The 15963-nt window shown below is 55.4% G+C and carries 19 protein-coding genes; all 19 read left to right on the forward strand.

The genetic code is table 11. From position 1 onward, the window contains the following. Positions 1-27 precede the first annotated feature (27 nt). Positions 28-951, forward strand: coding sequence for a M14 family metallopeptidase (locus FCS96_RS14025; protein WP_138441018.1), 924 nt, complete (start codon positions 28-30; stop codon positions 949-951). Positions 952-966: 15 nt separating this feature from the next. Then, a complete protein-coding gene (locus FCS96_RS14030; RefSeq protein WP_138441019.1) occupies positions 967-1299 on the forward strand; it encodes a YnfA family protein in 333 nt (110 codons plus the stop codon). 107 nt (positions 1300-1406) lie between these two features. After that, positions 1407-1925, forward strand: coding sequence for a hypothetical protein (locus FCS96_RS14035; protein ID WP_138441020.1), 519 nt, complete (start codon positions 1407-1409; stop codon positions 1923-1925). 216 nt (positions 1926-2141) lie between these two features. Then, positions 2142-2543: a methyltransferase family protein gene (locus tag FCS96_RS14040; protein WP_228264134.1), complete on the forward strand. Its 402-nt coding sequence runs from the start codon at positions 2142-2144 to the stop codon at positions 2541-2543. Positions 2544-2617: 74 nt separating this feature from the next. After that, positions 2618-2986 (forward strand): VOC family protein, encoded by a 369-nt coding sequence (locus FCS96_RS14045; RefSeq protein ID WP_138441022.1) that lies wholly within the window; start codon positions 2618-2620, stop codon positions 2984-2986. A gap of 17 nt (positions 2987-3003) precedes the next feature. Then, entirely contained in the window at positions 3004-3342 is a 339-nt protein-coding gene (locus tag FCS96_RS14050; RefSeq protein ID WP_138441023.1) for a TfoX/Sxy family protein, read from the forward strand. 148 nt (positions 3343-3490) lie between these two features. After that, a complete protein-coding gene (locus tag FCS96_RS14055) occupies positions 3491-3820 on the forward strand; it encodes a DUF2834 domain-containing protein (RefSeq protein WP_171040795.1) in 330 nt (109 codons plus the stop codon). A gap of 284 nt (positions 3821-4104) precedes the next feature. Then, positions 4105-4530, forward strand: coding sequence for an SRPBCC family protein (locus tag FCS96_RS14060; protein WP_138441024.1), 426 nt, complete (start codon positions 4105-4107; stop codon positions 4528-4530). 29 nt (positions 4531-4559) lie between these two features. After that, positions 4560-4856 carry a hypothetical protein gene (locus FCS96_RS14065; protein WP_138441025.1) on the forward strand — a complete coding sequence of 99 codons (297 nt, stop codon included), beginning with the start codon at positions 4560-4562 and terminating at the stop codon, positions 4854-4856. Positions 4857-4931: 75 nt separating this feature from the next. After that, positions 4932-5468 (forward strand): GNAT family N-acetyltransferase, encoded by a 537-nt coding sequence (locus tag FCS96_RS14070; RefSeq protein ID WP_138441026.1) that lies wholly within the window; start codon positions 4932-4934, stop codon positions 5466-5468. A 118-nt stretch (positions 5469-5586) separates the two neighbouring features. Then, positions 5587-6510 (forward strand): glycine betaine ABC transporter substrate-binding protein OsmF, encoded by a 924-nt coding sequence (gene osmF, locus FCS96_RS14075; protein ID WP_138441027.1) that lies wholly within the window; start codon positions 5587-5589, stop codon positions 6508-6510. A 33-nt stretch (positions 6511-6543) separates the two neighbouring features. Further along, the gene (locus FCS96_RS14080; RefSeq protein ID WP_138441419.1) at positions 6544-7701 is read left to right on the forward strand and encodes an ABC transporter permease; all 1158 of its coding nucleotides are present in this window, start codon (positions 6544-6546) and stop codon (positions 7699-7701) included. Positions 7702-7722: 21 nt separating this feature from the next. Continuing rightward, entirely contained in the window at positions 7723-8670 is a 948-nt protein-coding gene (locus FCS96_RS14085) for an ABC transporter ATP-binding protein (protein WP_138441028.1), read from the forward strand. Further along, positions 8670-9422 (forward strand): ABC transporter permease, encoded by a 753-nt coding sequence (locus FCS96_RS14090; RefSeq protein ID WP_138441029.1) that lies wholly within the window; start codon positions 8670-8672, stop codon positions 9420-9422. Before FCS96_RS14085 ends, FCS96_RS14090 begins: the two co-directional genes overlap by 1 nt. Positions 9423-9738: 316 nt before the next feature. Beyond that, entirely contained in the window at positions 9739-11142 is a 1404-nt protein-coding gene (locus FCS96_RS14095) for a carbohydrate porin (protein ID WP_138441030.1), read from the forward strand. A 30-nt stretch (positions 11143-11172) separates the two neighbouring features. Next, entirely contained in the window at positions 11173-12444 is a 1272-nt protein-coding gene (locus FCS96_RS14100) for an ABC transporter substrate-binding protein (RefSeq protein ID WP_212747091.1), read from the forward strand. Between the two features lie 6 nt (positions 12445-12450). Further along, positions 12451-13443 carry a carbohydrate ABC transporter permease gene (locus FCS96_RS14105; RefSeq protein WP_138441031.1) on the forward strand — a complete coding sequence of 331 codons (993 nt, stop codon included), beginning with the start codon at positions 12451-12453 and terminating at the stop codon, positions 13441-13443. After that, positions 13440-14282: a carbohydrate ABC transporter permease gene (locus tag FCS96_RS14110; RefSeq protein ID WP_138441032.1), complete on the forward strand. Its 843-nt coding sequence runs from the start codon at positions 13440-13442 to the stop codon at positions 14280-14282. Before FCS96_RS14105 ends, FCS96_RS14110 begins: the two co-directional genes overlap by 4 nt. 15 nt (positions 14283-14297) lie before the next feature. Continuing rightward, positions 14298-15917, forward strand: a complete 1620-nt coding sequence (locus FCS96_RS14115) for an alpha-amylase family glycosyl hydrolase (protein ID WP_138441033.1) — start codon at positions 14298-14300, stop codon at positions 15915-15917. Positions 15918-15963 lie beyond the last annotated feature (46 nt).

The raw sequence follows: 15963 nt of genomic DNA on the forward strand, positions 1-15963 counted from the left end.
ATCGATTTTTACTGGAGAAAACGCAACATGAACACGACGCCCACGCCCTATCCAATCGGCACGCCTGGCACTCCCTGGGGTGACGCTGAACGTGCCGAGTGGTTGTCTCGACAGACTCGGCAACGCAGCTACGAGTCCGAGGTGTTGAGTGTGATCGAGCGCCTGCGCCCGCGCTTCGACGTGGAAGAGTATGGCCATCTGGACTACGGCTCCGATGACTATCCGTTGATGGCGATCCGGAGCCGCGACTGGCGTGACGAGTTGCCGGTGGTGCTGATAACCGGGGGCGTACACGGCTACGAAACCAGCGGTGTGCACGGCGGGCTGCAGTTTCTCGATCAGCATGCAGAAGCATACGCGGGCCGCGTTAACCTGCTGGTTGCACCCTGTGTCAGCCCCTGGGCTTACGAGCGCATCCACCGCTGGAACCCGAACGCAGTGGACCCGAACCGTTCGTTCCGCGAAGACAGTCCGGCTGAAGAGTCGGCTGCACTCATGCGACTGGTGGCGCCTGTGGGTGATGGTGCGCTGTTGCATATCGACCTGCACGAGACCACGGACACCGACGAATCTGAGTTTCGCCCCGCGCTCGCCGCCCGGGATGGCAAGCCGTTTGAGCCGGGCGGGATTCCCGACGGTTTTTATCTGGTCGCTGACAGCGAGAACCCGCAACCTGAATTCCAGCAGGCGATAATCGAAGCGGTCGAGCCAATCACTCATATCGCTCCGGCTGATGACAGTGGCGAGATTTTCGGCTCAACGGTAGTCGCTCGGGGTGTGATTCAGTATCCGCTCAGTCAATTGGGCCTGTGCGCCAGTGTCACCAGGGCGCCCTACAAAACCACCACTGAGGTCTATCCGGACAGCTCCCGTTCAACTCCCGAGCAATGCAATGCCGCACAGGCTGCGGCGGTGTGCGCCGCGATTGATTATGCGTTGGCGAACCGGTAGAAAGGGGCTTTTCCATTGCTTGAACTAAAAACAATCGGTCTGTTTCTGGTCACCGCACTGGCAGAGATCGTAGGTTGTTATTTACCTTACCTCTGGCTTCGTGAGGGCAAAAGCATCTGGCTGCTGGTGCCGGGCGCGCTGAGTCTGGCAGCATTCGCGTGGTTACTGTCGCTTCACCCCACGGCAGCTGGCAGGGTCTATGCTGCTTATGGTGGTGTGTATGTTTTCATGGCAATCGTGTGGCTTTGGGCCGTCGATGGTATTCGGCCAACCCTTTGGGATTTGGTTGGCTCGGGCGTTGCGCTGTTGGGTATGGCTATCATCATGTTTGCGCCGCGCACCACATAACTAGCTGTTGTAGTTTGTCTCGGACCTTGCCCCGCGGGGTGAGTGCCGGTTCCTAATCGGGCAGGGCTACGTTATGTTCTCATCTTCACTCAGTATTTAATGTAAGCATGACAAAAGACACGTGCCATAGAGTTTTAGAGCTTTTCAGTAAGCACAGAAAATCGCCTGGTGCCGAGTTTGATGACTCGCATTTCTTCGATTACTTGCTGGATAAACCAAAAGGAAAGGGCGCCTTCCGAAACAGTTTTTCGGGCCTGCGCCGCTTCAACGCATTTTGGGATGAGGTGCAGCTAGAGTTCGGCGTTTGCTTTTCGATAAATGATAGAGAAACTGACTTCTCTCTTGAGAAGTATTGTGATCGGATTGAACAACTGTGCGGGTCAATCCGGTCATCGAAAGCTTCACTCCGGAACCGTGCTAAATGTGGTTTTGAGTGGAACGCTTTCGTCTTTGGCAATCTACTTTTAGTGGTTCTCGCTTTTGCTCTGAAGGACTTTTGGGGTCTTTCCGTGCTCCTCTTGCTTGGCGTCGTCGCTCTGAATTACACGCTAGTGCTGGGGCATGTAAAGGAAAGAAAATATCTAAGGGAGCTGGAAACCAGGATTGTTAGCCCAGGCAACACTTAACTAGTGCAGCTGTTCGCATCCTGCGGCCGCAGCCAAACAAAGGCATTGGGAGGAAGAATGATATCTAGAATACTTATCACTCTGGCTGTCGCGGCATTTTTCTTGGGAGGTCGGCAACCTGCTGCGCAGTCCAGCAGAGAATTTGCCTCCTAACTCATGAAAGCACTTGAGCTCAAAGTTCCACCAGCTGTACTCGTCGCCATTGCAGCTGGCGGTATGTGGGCAGCTTCTGGTATCTCGCCTAATCTGCATTTTGCGATTCCTGGTATAGCGTTGTGGTCAGCCGGCATTGCAGTGGTCGGTGTTTGCATTGCCATTCTCGGTGTTTTGCAGTTCAGAGTAGCCGGAACAACGGTAGACCCTCGGGTGCCGGGCCAATCCACGAATCTGGTGGTGAATGGAGTCTACCGGTATAGCCGAAACCCGATGTATTTGGGGTTTTTCCTGGCCTTGTGTGCTTGGGGCCTGTACTTGGGGAGTGTAATTTCTCTACTAATCCTTCCCGTGTTCATTGTTTATATGACCCGGTTTCAGATCGTCCCTGAGGAGCGATTTATGCACGATCAGTTTGGGGAGTTGTACGACAAGTACAGGTCTCAGGTGCGCCGGTGGCTATAAAGAGGTTGTTCGGAACTGCTTGAAATTAGTTAGGCCAAGATTAGAGAGGCCAAGATTAGAGAGGGGATAAATCCATGGACGTAGAATTTCAGCCCGGTCGTAACATTGCGATGAAAATCCCACCCCACGAGCATCAGAACATGGTGCGCTTTTACAGAGATATTCTGCGCTTCAAAGAGATGCCTGCCACTGGCGATGATGACACTCCAAGGTTCGAATTCGGGGACAAGGTGCTATGGCTCGATAAGGTGCCTGGTTTGAGCCAGGCTGAGATTTGGCTGGAAGTCATTGCCAACGACATTGGCGAGGCGGCCAAGTATCTCATGCAACAGGGTTGCCATCGCCGAGATGAAATTGAGCCACTCCCGGATGACTTGAAAGCCTTTTGGATATCAAGCCCGTCCAACATCATTCACCTGGTAGCGTCTGGCGATGACACCTGACTACTGGTGCTGAGTACATGAAGGCGACAAGCGAATTTGTTAAGAACCTCAACGATGTTTTTACACTGTTCGGTGCTATCGAAGCCAAACGTATGTTCGGCGGGTATGGCATCTATCACGACGGCCTGATGTTTGCGCTTGTCGCCGATGATGTTCTTTATTTGAAAGCGGACGACAGTACGTCCGGTGCATTTGTCGAACTCGGGCTTCAGCAGTTCGAGTATGAGAAAAACGGTAAGCTTATGCGGATGTCTTACTACGCCGCGCCGGAGGAGATTTTTGATGATCTGGAACAAGCGCGGGAATGGGCTGCTCAAGCATATGGCGCAGCGTTGAGGGCAAGGAAGCCGAATTAGAAGTCCTGCAATTAAGTCGTCAGGTTGTTCCGTGTTTTCAGTCTGCGAGTGCACAATTACTCTGGAATGAGTGTGGTGCACTTAAAGTCTGAGCTCGGGTGCTGCAATATTGGATGTTACTTTTCTAAGACGTCAATCAAGGAAGATCATGAGAGTATCTACGTTTCCCCTAATTATTCTTTGCCTGTTCATGGGTTTCACCTTTTGGGTTATGGCCGGTGCAGAGCAGTCGCTTCTGGCCTTTGGTGCCCAGCTCATGTCGAGTCCAGATACAGCCCAGGTTGTTATCGATCTCTACATACTCGCTGCATTGGCTTGTGTCTGGATGTACCAGGATGGAAAAAGCCGTGGCAAAGGATGGGGCTACCTCCTTCCGTTTTTCATAGTGACAGCAATCTTCGTGTCTGCAGGGCCGCTGCTATATCTGGTGCTGCGTGGCGACCAGCGTGAGGCTGATGCCTCGCCTAGCAAGGTTTAATTATCCATACCGTGATTTGGCTAATGGGCATCAAATGTTCTTCATGGGGTGTCTGATGGCTGAGGTTTTCAAACAGGGAAGTAGACTATGAAGCATTCAGGAAGTTGTCTTTGCGGTGGCGTTCAGTTTGAAATACACGGTGCCCTCACCGATGTGCTCCCGCAGCATGCGGAGTACGACTGAGCTGGCGGAATCAATCTATGTAATGCGGATGGATTTCAGTCAAGCCTTCGTCTCGCCCACATACAACTATAATCGTATGGAACCTTTAGGGAGGGAGAGAGATGGGCACTTGCTACAACAAAATCGAAATAAATTCGTCGGCTGATAAGGTCTGGAATACGGTTTCTAACTTTCACGATATGTCCTGGGCACCGGATGTTATTGCCTCGCTGTCAAAGGTGGGAGAAAAAGGTGGCCATGAAGTAGGTGCAAAGAGAGTTCTTAATGAAGCCATTCATGAAACTTTGATCGAAATCGATCCGCAGCGAAGAACCTTTTCATACAGCATTGATGATGGCCCCGGACCGGTATCGAAAGATGCGGTGAGCAATTACAAAGGTGTCGTCAAGGTGACTGAATCTGACAACGGTTGCCTGGTGGAGTGGTCATCGACATTTGAATCGGAGAACGATAATGAGGTCTCGGAATTTTGCGATCCAATCTATATGGCGTTGCTCAATGCACTGAAAAAAGCTGCAGAGCACTAGATATTTTAGAGCAATTTGAAGGCCGATGAATGATGATTGGTTTGTTATTGCTACTTCTGCCGCCTGTGGTCTATTTGGCTTCACTGTCGTTCTCTGGGAAGTTTGAGCCCTTGTTGCGTTGGCTGTATCGAATAGTCGGTGCGATCATCGTATTTTGTGGCAGCGCAACATCCTATTATTTTGCGGCCTACACGGGCGATCAGGGCGGTATCGCGGCCTTCTTTTTTCAGCTTTTCGTTATTGCTGCATTTACTTTGTTTGTCGCCGTGTTGTTGGCGATAAATTGGTTAATGCGCAAAGGGAAACAGAAGAATTCTGGAGCCTGACTAACGGCTTTCAGCAGGCGTTGTTTCTCGACGTGTACCGTTAACCCTTAACTGCCCGAAGATATCAATTGACCCATGATTACGACAGAACGGCTGCTACTGCGCCAATGGGATGATGCCGATCTCCAGCCATTTGCAGAGATGTGTAGAGATAGCGAGGTAATGGAGTTCTTCCCGCAGCTGTTAACTGAGGTGGAAAGCTACAGGCTGGCTAACAGGATGCGATCTCTCATTGCCGATCGTGGCTGGGGGTTCTGGGCACTCGAGGTTCCAGGTCAAGCCAGGTTCATAGGTTATGTTGGCTTGCACATTCCCCGGGCATCGATGCCGTTTCATCCGTGTGTTGAGGTGGGCTGGCGATTGGCCAAAGAATATTGGGGCCGGGGCTATGCCACAGAGGCTGCGAGAGCGTCGCTGGACTATGCTTTTGCCCATCTCGATTTGAAAGAGGTGGTGTCTTTTACCACTATCCGAAACCTTCGCTCCCAGGCGGTTATGAAAAAGATTGGCATGACCTTTGACAGGCATTTCATGCACCCGGATCTGGATGTGTCCAGCCCGCTAAGGGAGCACGTTCTGTATAAGGTAAGCGCAGCGCAGCATCTTGGTTAAAACCATTTGCCCTTGCCTTCGTGTGTACGTCCAATAGACTAATAACAGCTGTCGGCCAGGTTTCTTCGGCCCAGGCCGCAGCGTGAAAGCCTCAAGAATGAACCAACGACCAAGAGGAATGGCCGTGTTTCCAATTTCCCGCTTTCGCCGCGCCGCGGCTTTGACCCTTCTGGCACTCGCCGGGCCGACAATGGCTGCGGACCCGGTAGTGGTATCGTCCAAGATCGATACCGAGGGCGCCGTGCTGGGCCAGATGGTACTGCAATCCCTGGAAAAGGCCGGTATTCCGGTTGAGAACCGAATCCAGCTGGGGGCAACTAACATTGTTCGTAATGCCATCAAGGCGGGTGAAATAGACCTTTACCCGGAGTACACCGGCAACGCGGCTTTCTTTCATGATCAGGCGGACAGGGATATCTGGAAGGATGCCGATAAGGCGTACGAGCAGGCGGCAAGCTTGGATAAAGAAGCACACAACATCGTCTGGCTGACGCCAGCCAAGGCCAACAACACCTGGGCCATGAGTGTGCGCGGGGATCTGGCGCGGGAGAACAATCTGGAGACGCTTGAGGATCTTGCGAATTACGTTAACAACGGTGGCGCCTTCAAGTTTGCGGCCAGCGCCGAGTTTGTCGAATCCGCAAGTGCGTTGCCGGCGTTCCAGAAGGCCTACGGCTTCACGCTGAATTCTGACCAGTTACTGGTTCTCTCCGGCGGCAACACCGCCGCGACAATTCGGGCCGCAGCCCTGAACAACAACGACGTAAATGGTGCCATGACCTACGGCACCGATGGCGGCCTCAACGCGCTTGACCTGAAGGTGATGGATGACACTCTCGGCGTTCAGCCGGTTTACCAGCCTGCGCCCATCGTGCGCGCCGAGGTTTTGGAAGCCTATCCGAAGATTCGTGAGGTTCTCGAACCCATCTTCGAATCCCTGGACCTGGAAACCCTTCAACGCCTGAATGGGCAGGTCGCGGTAAACGGTGTGCTGGCCGAGCAAGTGGCCCGGGACTATCTGGAATCCCTGGGCCAGGACTGAGGTTTGCCCGTTACCAAACCCGCTTTCAACCTAATGGTGCCGAATCGGGTCGTTCCAGCCTTGGGTGTGCTTGCCCTCGCGCTGGTCTGGCTACTCGATGTTGGCTCCATACAACCTAACCGCATTGTTCCCGGTACCGGCCATGGCCTGCTGTCAGCTGTTGGATGGCTGGGGGCAGGGCTGGTCACCCTGACACTGGCTGCGTCCATCCTGATTTCCGTCTTGCCGTTGCGGCGGCGATATTCACTTCTTCTTGGTGTCGTGGGCCTTTCGCTGGCAGCCTTGCCTTTGCTGCTCGACATGTTTGCCGGCCGCCATCTGCCAGAGGCATCGCCCTATGCGCGCTCGACCATTGCTTCGGGTTTCTGGTGCTTGCTGTTTCTGTTGTCACTGATGCTGATTGAGATCCTTAGTCGGCTCCGGGCCGGACGTGCGCTGCAGCTCATGCTGTTGGTGCTGATTGTTGGAAGCTGGCTGGTGCTGTTGCGTGGTGATGGCCTGGCGAGCCTTTCACTGGTGCGGGAATTCAATGCCCGGCCGGATAAGTTTGAGCAGGCGCTGTGGACGCATCTGGCGCTGGCCTTCGGTGCTGTGGCAGTCAGTGCCTGCCTGGCGTTTGTTCTGGCGCTGAAAATGATCCGCAGTCCTGCCTGGCAGAGGCCTCTTCTTGGCGCCGTCAGTTTTCTGCAAACCATCCCCAGCCTGGCGGTGTTTGGCCTTTTGATTGCGCCTCTGGGGGCGCTGTCGTCGGCGTTCCCGTTGCTGCAGTCGCTGGGTATTCGGGGCATTGGCTGGGCGCCGGCACTGCTGGCACTGATCGCCTACAGCCTGCTGCCGATGGTGCGAAATACCTTCGTTGCGATCACCGAAGTTCCGGAAAACCTGGCCGATGCTGGCCGGGGCATGGGCATGACCGAGCGGCAGTTGTTCTTCCAACTGAAATTACCCTTGGCGCTGCCGGTGATCATCGAGGGTGTGCGCATTACTACCATTCAGGCCATTGGCCTGACGGCGGTCGCTGCCTTGATCGGTGCAGGCGGTTTTGGAGGGTTTATCTTTCAGGGGCTGGGGCAGGCGGCAATGGATCTGGTTTTGTTGGGCGCCTTGCCCACCATCGCGCTTGCGCTGCTGGCGGATGCCTTATTTACGATGCTTGCTGACAGTCTCAAGCCGACGCCGGCGGCAACCTGATATTGGAAAGGACTTGCCTGGATGATTGAACTGAAACATGTCACCCGGCGCTTCGGCAATACCGTCGCCGTGGACAACATCAACCTGACCATTGAGACCGGCGAGGTCTGCGTGCTGGTAGGCAGCTCCGGCTGTGGCAAGTCCACCACGCTGCGGATGATCAATCGCCTGTTGCCTCATAGTGCCGGCGAGATTCTGGTGGATGGTGAGGACGTAACCGCCATGAATCCGGAGCAACTGCGCCTGAATATGGGTTACGTGATTCAGGGGACAGGACTGTTTCCCCACTGGACGGTGGCACGCAACATCGCCATGGTCCCTCACTTGTTGAAGTGGCCAAAGGAGCGGATTGATGCGCGCGTGGAGGAGCTCATGACCTTGCTGGATCTTGATCCAGCTTCTCACGCCAGCAAATATCCCCAGCAACTCTCTGGTGGTCAGGCCCAACGGGTAGGTGTGGCCAGGGCACTGGCGGCAGACCCCAACATACTGTTGATGGATGAACCCTTTGGCGCGCTGGATGCTATCACCCGGGATAACCTGCAGATGGAGATGCTGCGGATTCAGAAGCAGGTTCGTAAAACCACGGTGTTCGTGACTCACGATATCGATGAAGCCCTGAAGCTGGCCACCCGTATTGCCGTGATGGACCAGGGCCGCATCATCCAGCACGACACGCCAGAGAATATTCTCCGGCATCCCGCCTCGGACTTTGTTGAGAACCTCGTGGGCAAGCAAGATCGTGGCCTGAAGCTGATGAGCCTGCGGCCAGTGCGTGACCTGATGCAGCCCCACGCCGAGCCAAAGCATTCGGAAGCCGGGGAGGGTGGGGTCAACGAGGAGGACAGCCTGCGCCAGGCGTTGTCCGTTATGCTCTGGAAGGACTTGCCTGAAGTGGTGGTGTTCAACGCACGTGGTCTGGAAACCGGTGTCATTACCCGCGCAAGCATCATTCAGGAAGGCGTCTGATGCGAATCTGGCTGCCTCCTGCGTTATTTGCCGCTCTGCTGTTCGGATTGAGCGTCGGGATGCCGGTATTGGAGCCGTTGTTTCAGTGGCTTCAGCCCGACAAGCAGCGAGTGGTCTATGAGCGGGAGAGCTTTCTGTTCCTGCTGCAAAATCACCTGCTGCTGGTAGCTGTGTCTGCCGCTGTTGGCACATTCGTGGCGGTGGCCGGTGGAATCTTCGCTACCCGTCCCTCGGGCCGTGATTTCCTGCCCCTGGTTAGTCAGGTGGCTTCCATTGGCCAGACTTTCCCTCCGGTGGCGGTCCTGGCGCTGGCGGTGCCGGTGCTCGGCTTTGGTGAGGCGCCAATCCTCGTCGCCTTGATCCTGTACGGCTTACTGCCCATTCTGCGCAACACCCTGGCGGGCCTGGAAGGCATTGATCCCACCGTGCGCGAGGCTGCACGAGGCATGGGCATGTCATCGGGGCAGGTATTGTTTCGGGCAGAGTTACCGTTGGCAGGGAGGGTGATCCTGGCTGGCATCCGGACTTCAGTCACCATCAACATCGCCACTGCAGCCATTGGCTCAACCATAGGCGCGCGTACTCTGGGAGATCCGGTCATTGCCGGGCTGGTGAATGGCAACACAGCCTACGTGTTGCAGGGGGCCATTCTGATTGGGCTGCTGGCCCTCACCACCGATAGTTTGTTCGAGGCACTGGAGCGGACCTGGGACCGTCGGTTTTCGCCTCAGGTGGCCACTATGAGCCTTTGAAATCGGCTTTGCGCCCGAGGTTGCGAGTCTAATAATCTTATTAAAAATTTAAGTTAAATTTAAGCTTCTTGAAAGGTTGCAGATACTATCCATTGCTTCTAAAGTTGGTCACGACTTAATCAATTAAGTAGTGATTTCATTGATCCAATTTTCGATAGCTGAATGTCCAGGATACACAGCGTCGAGCTTGAACCGAGTGTCAGGATTAGTTCCATCGGTGAGGGCAACGATTTTTTTTAGCCTTTAAAACTTAATGCATTAAGTCAACGATTAGATCCATCAAAAACCTTACAAAAACAAAATGAGGTTCCGACAAATGATATTCGCAAAAGCATTGCGCCGTACCCCTCTGGCTGCGGCCGTAGCACTGACCAGCGTTTTGCCATTGGCCGCTCAGGCGCAAGACAGTGTCGAAGAACGACTCTCAGCTCTGGAAGCCCAGTTTGCTGATGTGAAGCCACAGGCTACCGGCGAAGAGGGCTTTTCCTTCAACACCTATGCCCGTTCTGGGTTGCTGCTCAACGATGATCTGAAAAGTGCGCCAGGTGGCCCCTACCTTACTCCAGCCGGTTCGGTTGGTGGCGCCGTTGGCCGGCTCGGTAACGAGCCAGACACCTACCTGGAAGCCATCCTGAATTACAAGCAGGAAGCTGAAAACGGTACCAAATCTCATTACCGTCTGATGATCGCTGACTCAACCACCTCCAGTAACGACTGGACCGCGAACGACGGTGCCGTAAACGTACGTCAGGCGTACGTTGAGTTCAGTAATGTAGCCGGTTTTGACGGTATCTTCCGGGACTCGGCAATTTGGGCTGGCAAGCGTTTTGATCGGGATAATTTCGATATTCACTGGCTCGACAGTGATTTCGTGTTCCTGGCAGGTACCGGCGCCGGTATTTACGACGTGAAGTTCAGCGACTCGATAAGCTCCAATTTCTCGATCTACGGCCGCAGCTTCATTGATTTTCCGTCGGATCCGGACAGCTCGGATGGCACGTCCAAAACCGACAACATTATCCTCACGGCGAATAACTATTTCGGCAACGTGCAGTGGATGATCAACGGCATGACCGCCGAGGATAACGACCAGCGCGTTGTAGCAGGAAATATCGAAGCGGCAGAGACCGGCATCCATACAATGCTTGCCTACCATGGGGACAGTTTCTTCGGGGTATCCGGAGGTAACTTCAAGGTGGCAGCGATGCACGGTGTGGGGCTCGGTGCAGAAGCGAAGAATCTCGGTGCCGACGGCAATCTGCACGATGATGCCGTGAGCACGCGGATTGGCGCTTATGGCACCACCTACCTCAGCGACAATTGGCGCTTTGCACCAGCGATCTTGGCTGAAACCAGTGAAGACCGCTATATCAAGGGAGATGACTATAAGTGGCTGACTCTGAACGCCCGGTTGGCACATGAAATTGGAACCAACTTTGAGATGCAGTACGAGGGCTCCTGGCAGACCATGGACATTGAGCCTCTCGGGTACGAGGGACGTTCCGCCGTTGATGGTGATTACACACGGTTGACTGTAGCCCCAACGTTCAAGCCCCAGGTTGGCGGTTTCTGGAATCGTCCGGAAATTCGCGTGTTCGCTAGCTATTCTACCTGGGACGATGAGTTGGATAACTACGCCGGCGGCGATGCGCTGGGCGAAGATAGCGATTTTGCCAGCAGTCAGTGGACCTTTGGCACCCAGATGGAAATTTGGTTTTAAGACAAACAACAACAAAATGAGGTAACTGTTATGTCTCGTTTTACGATCAAACACTTGATGTTCGGCGGTGCGGCTGTCTGCCTTCTCGCCGGTGGCTTGCACGCCAAAACCGTCACCATTTCGTGTGGTGCAGTGGGTGCCGAGCGCCAACTCTGTGAAGAAGGCACTCGTTTGTGGTCGGAAAAAACCGGTCATGATGTGCAGGTGGTGTCTACGCCAAACTCGGCCACTGAGCGCCTGTCACTTTATCAGCAGTTGCTCGCTGCCCAGTCCGGTGATGTCGACGTTTTCCAGATTGATGTGGTTTGGCCGGGCATGCTGGCCAATCACATGATTGATCTGTCCGAGTACACCGAGGGAACTGAGAGCGACCATTTCCAGCCCTTGATCCGTAACAACACTGTGGATGGCAAGCTGGTGGCCATGCCCTGGTTTACCGATGCCGGCGTTCTCTATTACCGCAAGGATCTGCTCGAAAAGTACGGCCAGTCAGTGCCGGAGACCTGGGAGCAACTGACCACCACGGCTGAGACAGTGATGGCCGCAGAGCGTGAAGCCGGTCAGGACAAGTTCTGGGGCTTTGTGTGGCAGGGCAGGGCTTATGAAGGTTTGACCTGTGATGCCCTGGAATGGGTGGCCAGTTACAACGGCGGTACCATTGTGAATGCCGAAGGTGATGTGACTATCAACAACCCTCAGGCCCGGAAAGCCCTGGCGTTGGCGAGTGAATGGATTGGCACCATTTCTCCCCAGAGTGTGCTCAATTACACCGAAGAGGAAGCCCGCGGGGTATTCCAGTCCGGCAACGCCCTGTTCATGCGCAACTGGCCTTATGCCTGGAGCCTGGCCCAGAGCGATGACAGCCCGGTGAAGGGAAAGGTTGGTGTGGTCGCCTTGCCCCGCGGCGGCGAGAATGGCCGGCATGCGGGTACTCTGGGTGGCTGGCAGCTGGCGGTGTCAAAGTACTCTGACGACGCCCCGCTGGCGGCCGATCTGGTGCGTTACCTGACCAGCTATGAGGAGCAGAAGCGTCGGGCAATACAGGGCAGTTACAACCCAACCATTCCCGCGTTGTACAAAGATGACGAGGTTTTGGCGGCGGTTCCGTTCTTTGGCGAATTGTTCGAAACCTTCAAGAATGGGGTTCCCCGTCCTTCCTCCGTGACCGGTGAGAAATACGGGCGGGTATCCAATGCTTTCTTCAACAGTGTGCACGATGTGTTGTCGGGCGATGCGAACCCGGAACAGGCGCTGAGTGGCCTGGAACGCGATCTTCGTCGTCTGAGCCGTCGGGGCTGGTAAGTCATCATGGCACATTCAACTTCGGCACCTGCAGAAACTGAAGCGCTCGGCACATCGCCGGTCGCTTCGTCCACCGCTCACCGGCGGCCCAGCAGAATTCACCGGCAGCGCCTGTTCGCAGCGTGGATGTTCCTGATTCCCATGCTGCTTGTGCTGGCTGCGGTGGCTGGCTGGCCTCTGCTGCGCACCATCTGGTTCAGTTTCACCGACGCCAGTTTCTCAAACATCAGCGAATACAGCTGGGTGGGGTTGGAGAACTATCTGGTCTATGAGGACGGCCTGTGGTTCGGTGTGCTTGCCGACCCCGCCTGGTGGCAATCGGTATGGAACACGTTGTTCTTCACGGTGGTTTCCGTGGGTGCGGAAACCGTCCTCGGGCTGATCATCGCCCTGACCCTGAATGCCCAGTTCCGAGGCCGGGGGCTGATCCGGGCTGCCACGCTTATTCCCTGGGCTGTGCCCACCATTGTTTCGGCCAAGATGTGGGGCTGGATGCTGCATGACCAGTTCGGAATCATCAACGACATGCTGATGACCCTGGGCATCATTGCCGAGCCCCTGAACTGGACCGCCAATGCTGACCTGTCGATGTGGGCAGTGATCATGGTGGATGTCTGGAAAACAACACCCTTCATGGCCCTGCTGACATTGGCAGCCCTGCAAATGTTGCCTTCGGACTGTTACGAGGCGGCAAAAGTGGACGGAATCCATCCGGTGAGCGTGTTCTTCAAGGTGACCTTGCCGTTGATCATGCCGGCCCTGATGGTGGCCATTATCTTCCGGGTTCTGGATGCCTTGCGAGTCTTTGATGTGATCTATGTGCTCACGTCCAACAGTGAGGACACCATGTCGATGTCGGTTTACGCCCGGCAGCAATTGGTGCAGTTCCAGGATGTGGGGTATGGCTCGGCGGCGTCCACTGTGTTGTTCCTGATTATCGCGCTGCTAACTATCAGTTACCTGTACCTTGGCCGTAAGAAAATCGGAGGCGAATCATGAACCTCAAACTGGCTAAAAAGCTGCTCGCCAAGGTCGCTTTCCTGATTCTGCTGGCGGCGATCCTGATCTTCACGGTGTTCCCGTTCTACTACGCGATTCTGACCTCGTTCGAGAGCGGTTCGGACCTGTTCACGGTGGAGTACTGGTTCAGTTCGTTTGATCTGGCCAACTACAAGTCAGTTTTGGGCGAAGCTTCGTTTGTCACGAGCATCTGGAACTCCATTCTGGTGGCGTCCTCCACGGTGGTCATTGCCATGGCGTTCGGCCTGACCGCGGCCTACGCCCTTGGCCGGGTGAAGTTCCGCGGGCGCGGCGCCGTGCTGATGATTGTTTTGAGCGTTTCCATGTTCCCTCAGGTGGCGGTGCTTTCGGGCCTGTTCGAGGTGATTCGCGCCATGAACCTGTACAACGATCCGCTGGCCCTGATCTTCTCCTACACCATTTTTACGCTGCCGTTCACGGTCTGGATCCTGACCACCTTCATGAGGCAACTGCCCAAGGAGCTGGAGGAAGCCGCCATTGTAGACGGTGCCTCACCACTGACCACCTTGTTCCGGGTGTTCATCCCGTTAATGTGGCCGGCCATGGCAACCACCGGGTTGCTGGCTTTCATTGCCGCCTGGAACGAGTTTCTGTTTGCACTCACCTTCACCCTTACCAACAGCGAGCGCACGGTGCCCGTAGCCATTGCCCTGATTACTGGCGGCTCCCAGCACGAATTGCCCTGGGGCAACCTGATGGCTGCCTCCGTGATTGTGACGGTGCCACTGGTGGTACTGGTGTTGATCTTCCAACGTCGTATCGTATCCGGCCTTACGGCGGGTGCGGTGAAAGGTTAATTAAGGAGTTACTGTATGACCCATTCTCTGCCCTGGTGGAAAGGTGGCATTATCTACCAGATCTATCCCCGCAGCTTTCTCGACAGTACTGGGGATGGCATCGGTGACCTGAGAGGCGTTACCCAGAAGTTGTCCTATGTCGCCTCGCTTGGGGTGGACGCGATCTGGCTATCGCCATTTTTCACTTCACCGATGAAAGACTTCGGGTACGACGTTTCCGATTACCGGGGCGTGGATCCGACGTTCGGAACCATGGATGACTATCGTGCACTGGTAGCGGAAGCGCATCGTCTGGGGCTGAAGGTGATCATTGATCAGGTTCTCAGCCACACCGCGGAAAGCCATCCTTGGTTCGAGGAAAGCCGCGCCAGTCGTGACAACCCAAAAGCCGATTGGTTTGTCTGGGCCGATCCGAAACCGGATGGCACTCCACCGAACAACTGGCTTTCGATTTTCGGTGGCAGCGCCTGGGCTTGGGACAGCCGTCGGGGGCAGTATTACCTGCACAACTTCCTGACCAGTCAGCCTGATCTGAATTTCCATAATCCGGAAGTGCGCCAGGCGCAGTTGGACAACATGCGCTTCTGGCTGGAGCTGGGCGCCGATGGCTTCCGTCTGGACACCGTGAATTTCTACTACCACAGCCAGGGGCTCGAGGATAATCCGCCCGTTCCGGTAGGGGAGAACAAGACTTTCGTGGCCAATGGTGTGAATCCTTACACCTACCAGCGCCACGTGTACGATCTTAGCCAGCCGGAAAACCTGGCCTTCCTGGAGGACCTGCGGGCCCTGATGGATGAGTTTCCGGATTCCACCCTGGTCGGTGAAATCGGTGACGACAAACCGCTTGAGCGAATGGCCGAGTACACCCATGGCGATCAGCGATTGCACATGGCCTATTCGTTCGACCTGCTGTCGGACCGGCAGGGGCCGGACTGGGTCCGGGATGTGGTCCGCCGGTTCCAGGATGGCCTTGGTGATGGCTGGCCCTGCTGGGCTTTGAGTAACCACGATGTAGTGCGGGTGGTATCACGATGGGGTGAAGGCGTGGATGACCCTCAAGCTCATGCCCGGGTGCTCATGGCCTTGCTGCTGAGCCTGCGCGGCAGTGTCTCGCTGTATCAGGGCGAGGAGCTGGGGCTGCCTGAGGCCGAAGTGCCGTTTGAGGCCCTGCAGGACCCATACGGCATCGAGTTCTGGCCAGAGTTCAAGGGCCGGGACGGTTGTCGCACGCCCATGCCCTGGACCGCCGATGAACATGGCGGATTTACCGCCGGCAACAGCCCCTGGTTGCCGTTGGATCGTCGACATCTGGAAATGTCGGTACAGATCCAGGAAGACGATTCCGAATCTACCCTGAATCAGGTTCGCCGTTTGATTCGTTGGCGTCAGCAGCAGCCAGCACTGATCCGGGGTGATCTGAGCCTGATTGAGGACACGGGTGAAGCTCTGTGCTGGGTTCGCCGCAGTGGCGATCAGGCCATTCTGGTGGCGCTGAACCTGACCGGAAAACCGCTGCGGCTGCCCGCACCCTGTGACGTAAAGCGAGTGTTCTCCGAACCGGGTTTCGCCGGCCGTATTGACGAGGGCGAACTGGTATTACCGCCGTATCAGGCGTTGTTCGCGGAACTGTAAATCCTTCGAGCGCCCGGGTTGGCCGGGCGCCCAACAGAGGAGTCCC

This window comes from Marinobacter alexandrii, assembly GCF_005871205.1.
GTDB lineage: Bacteria > Pseudomonadota > Gammaproteobacteria > Pseudomonadales > Oleiphilaceae > Marinobacter > Marinobacter alexandrii.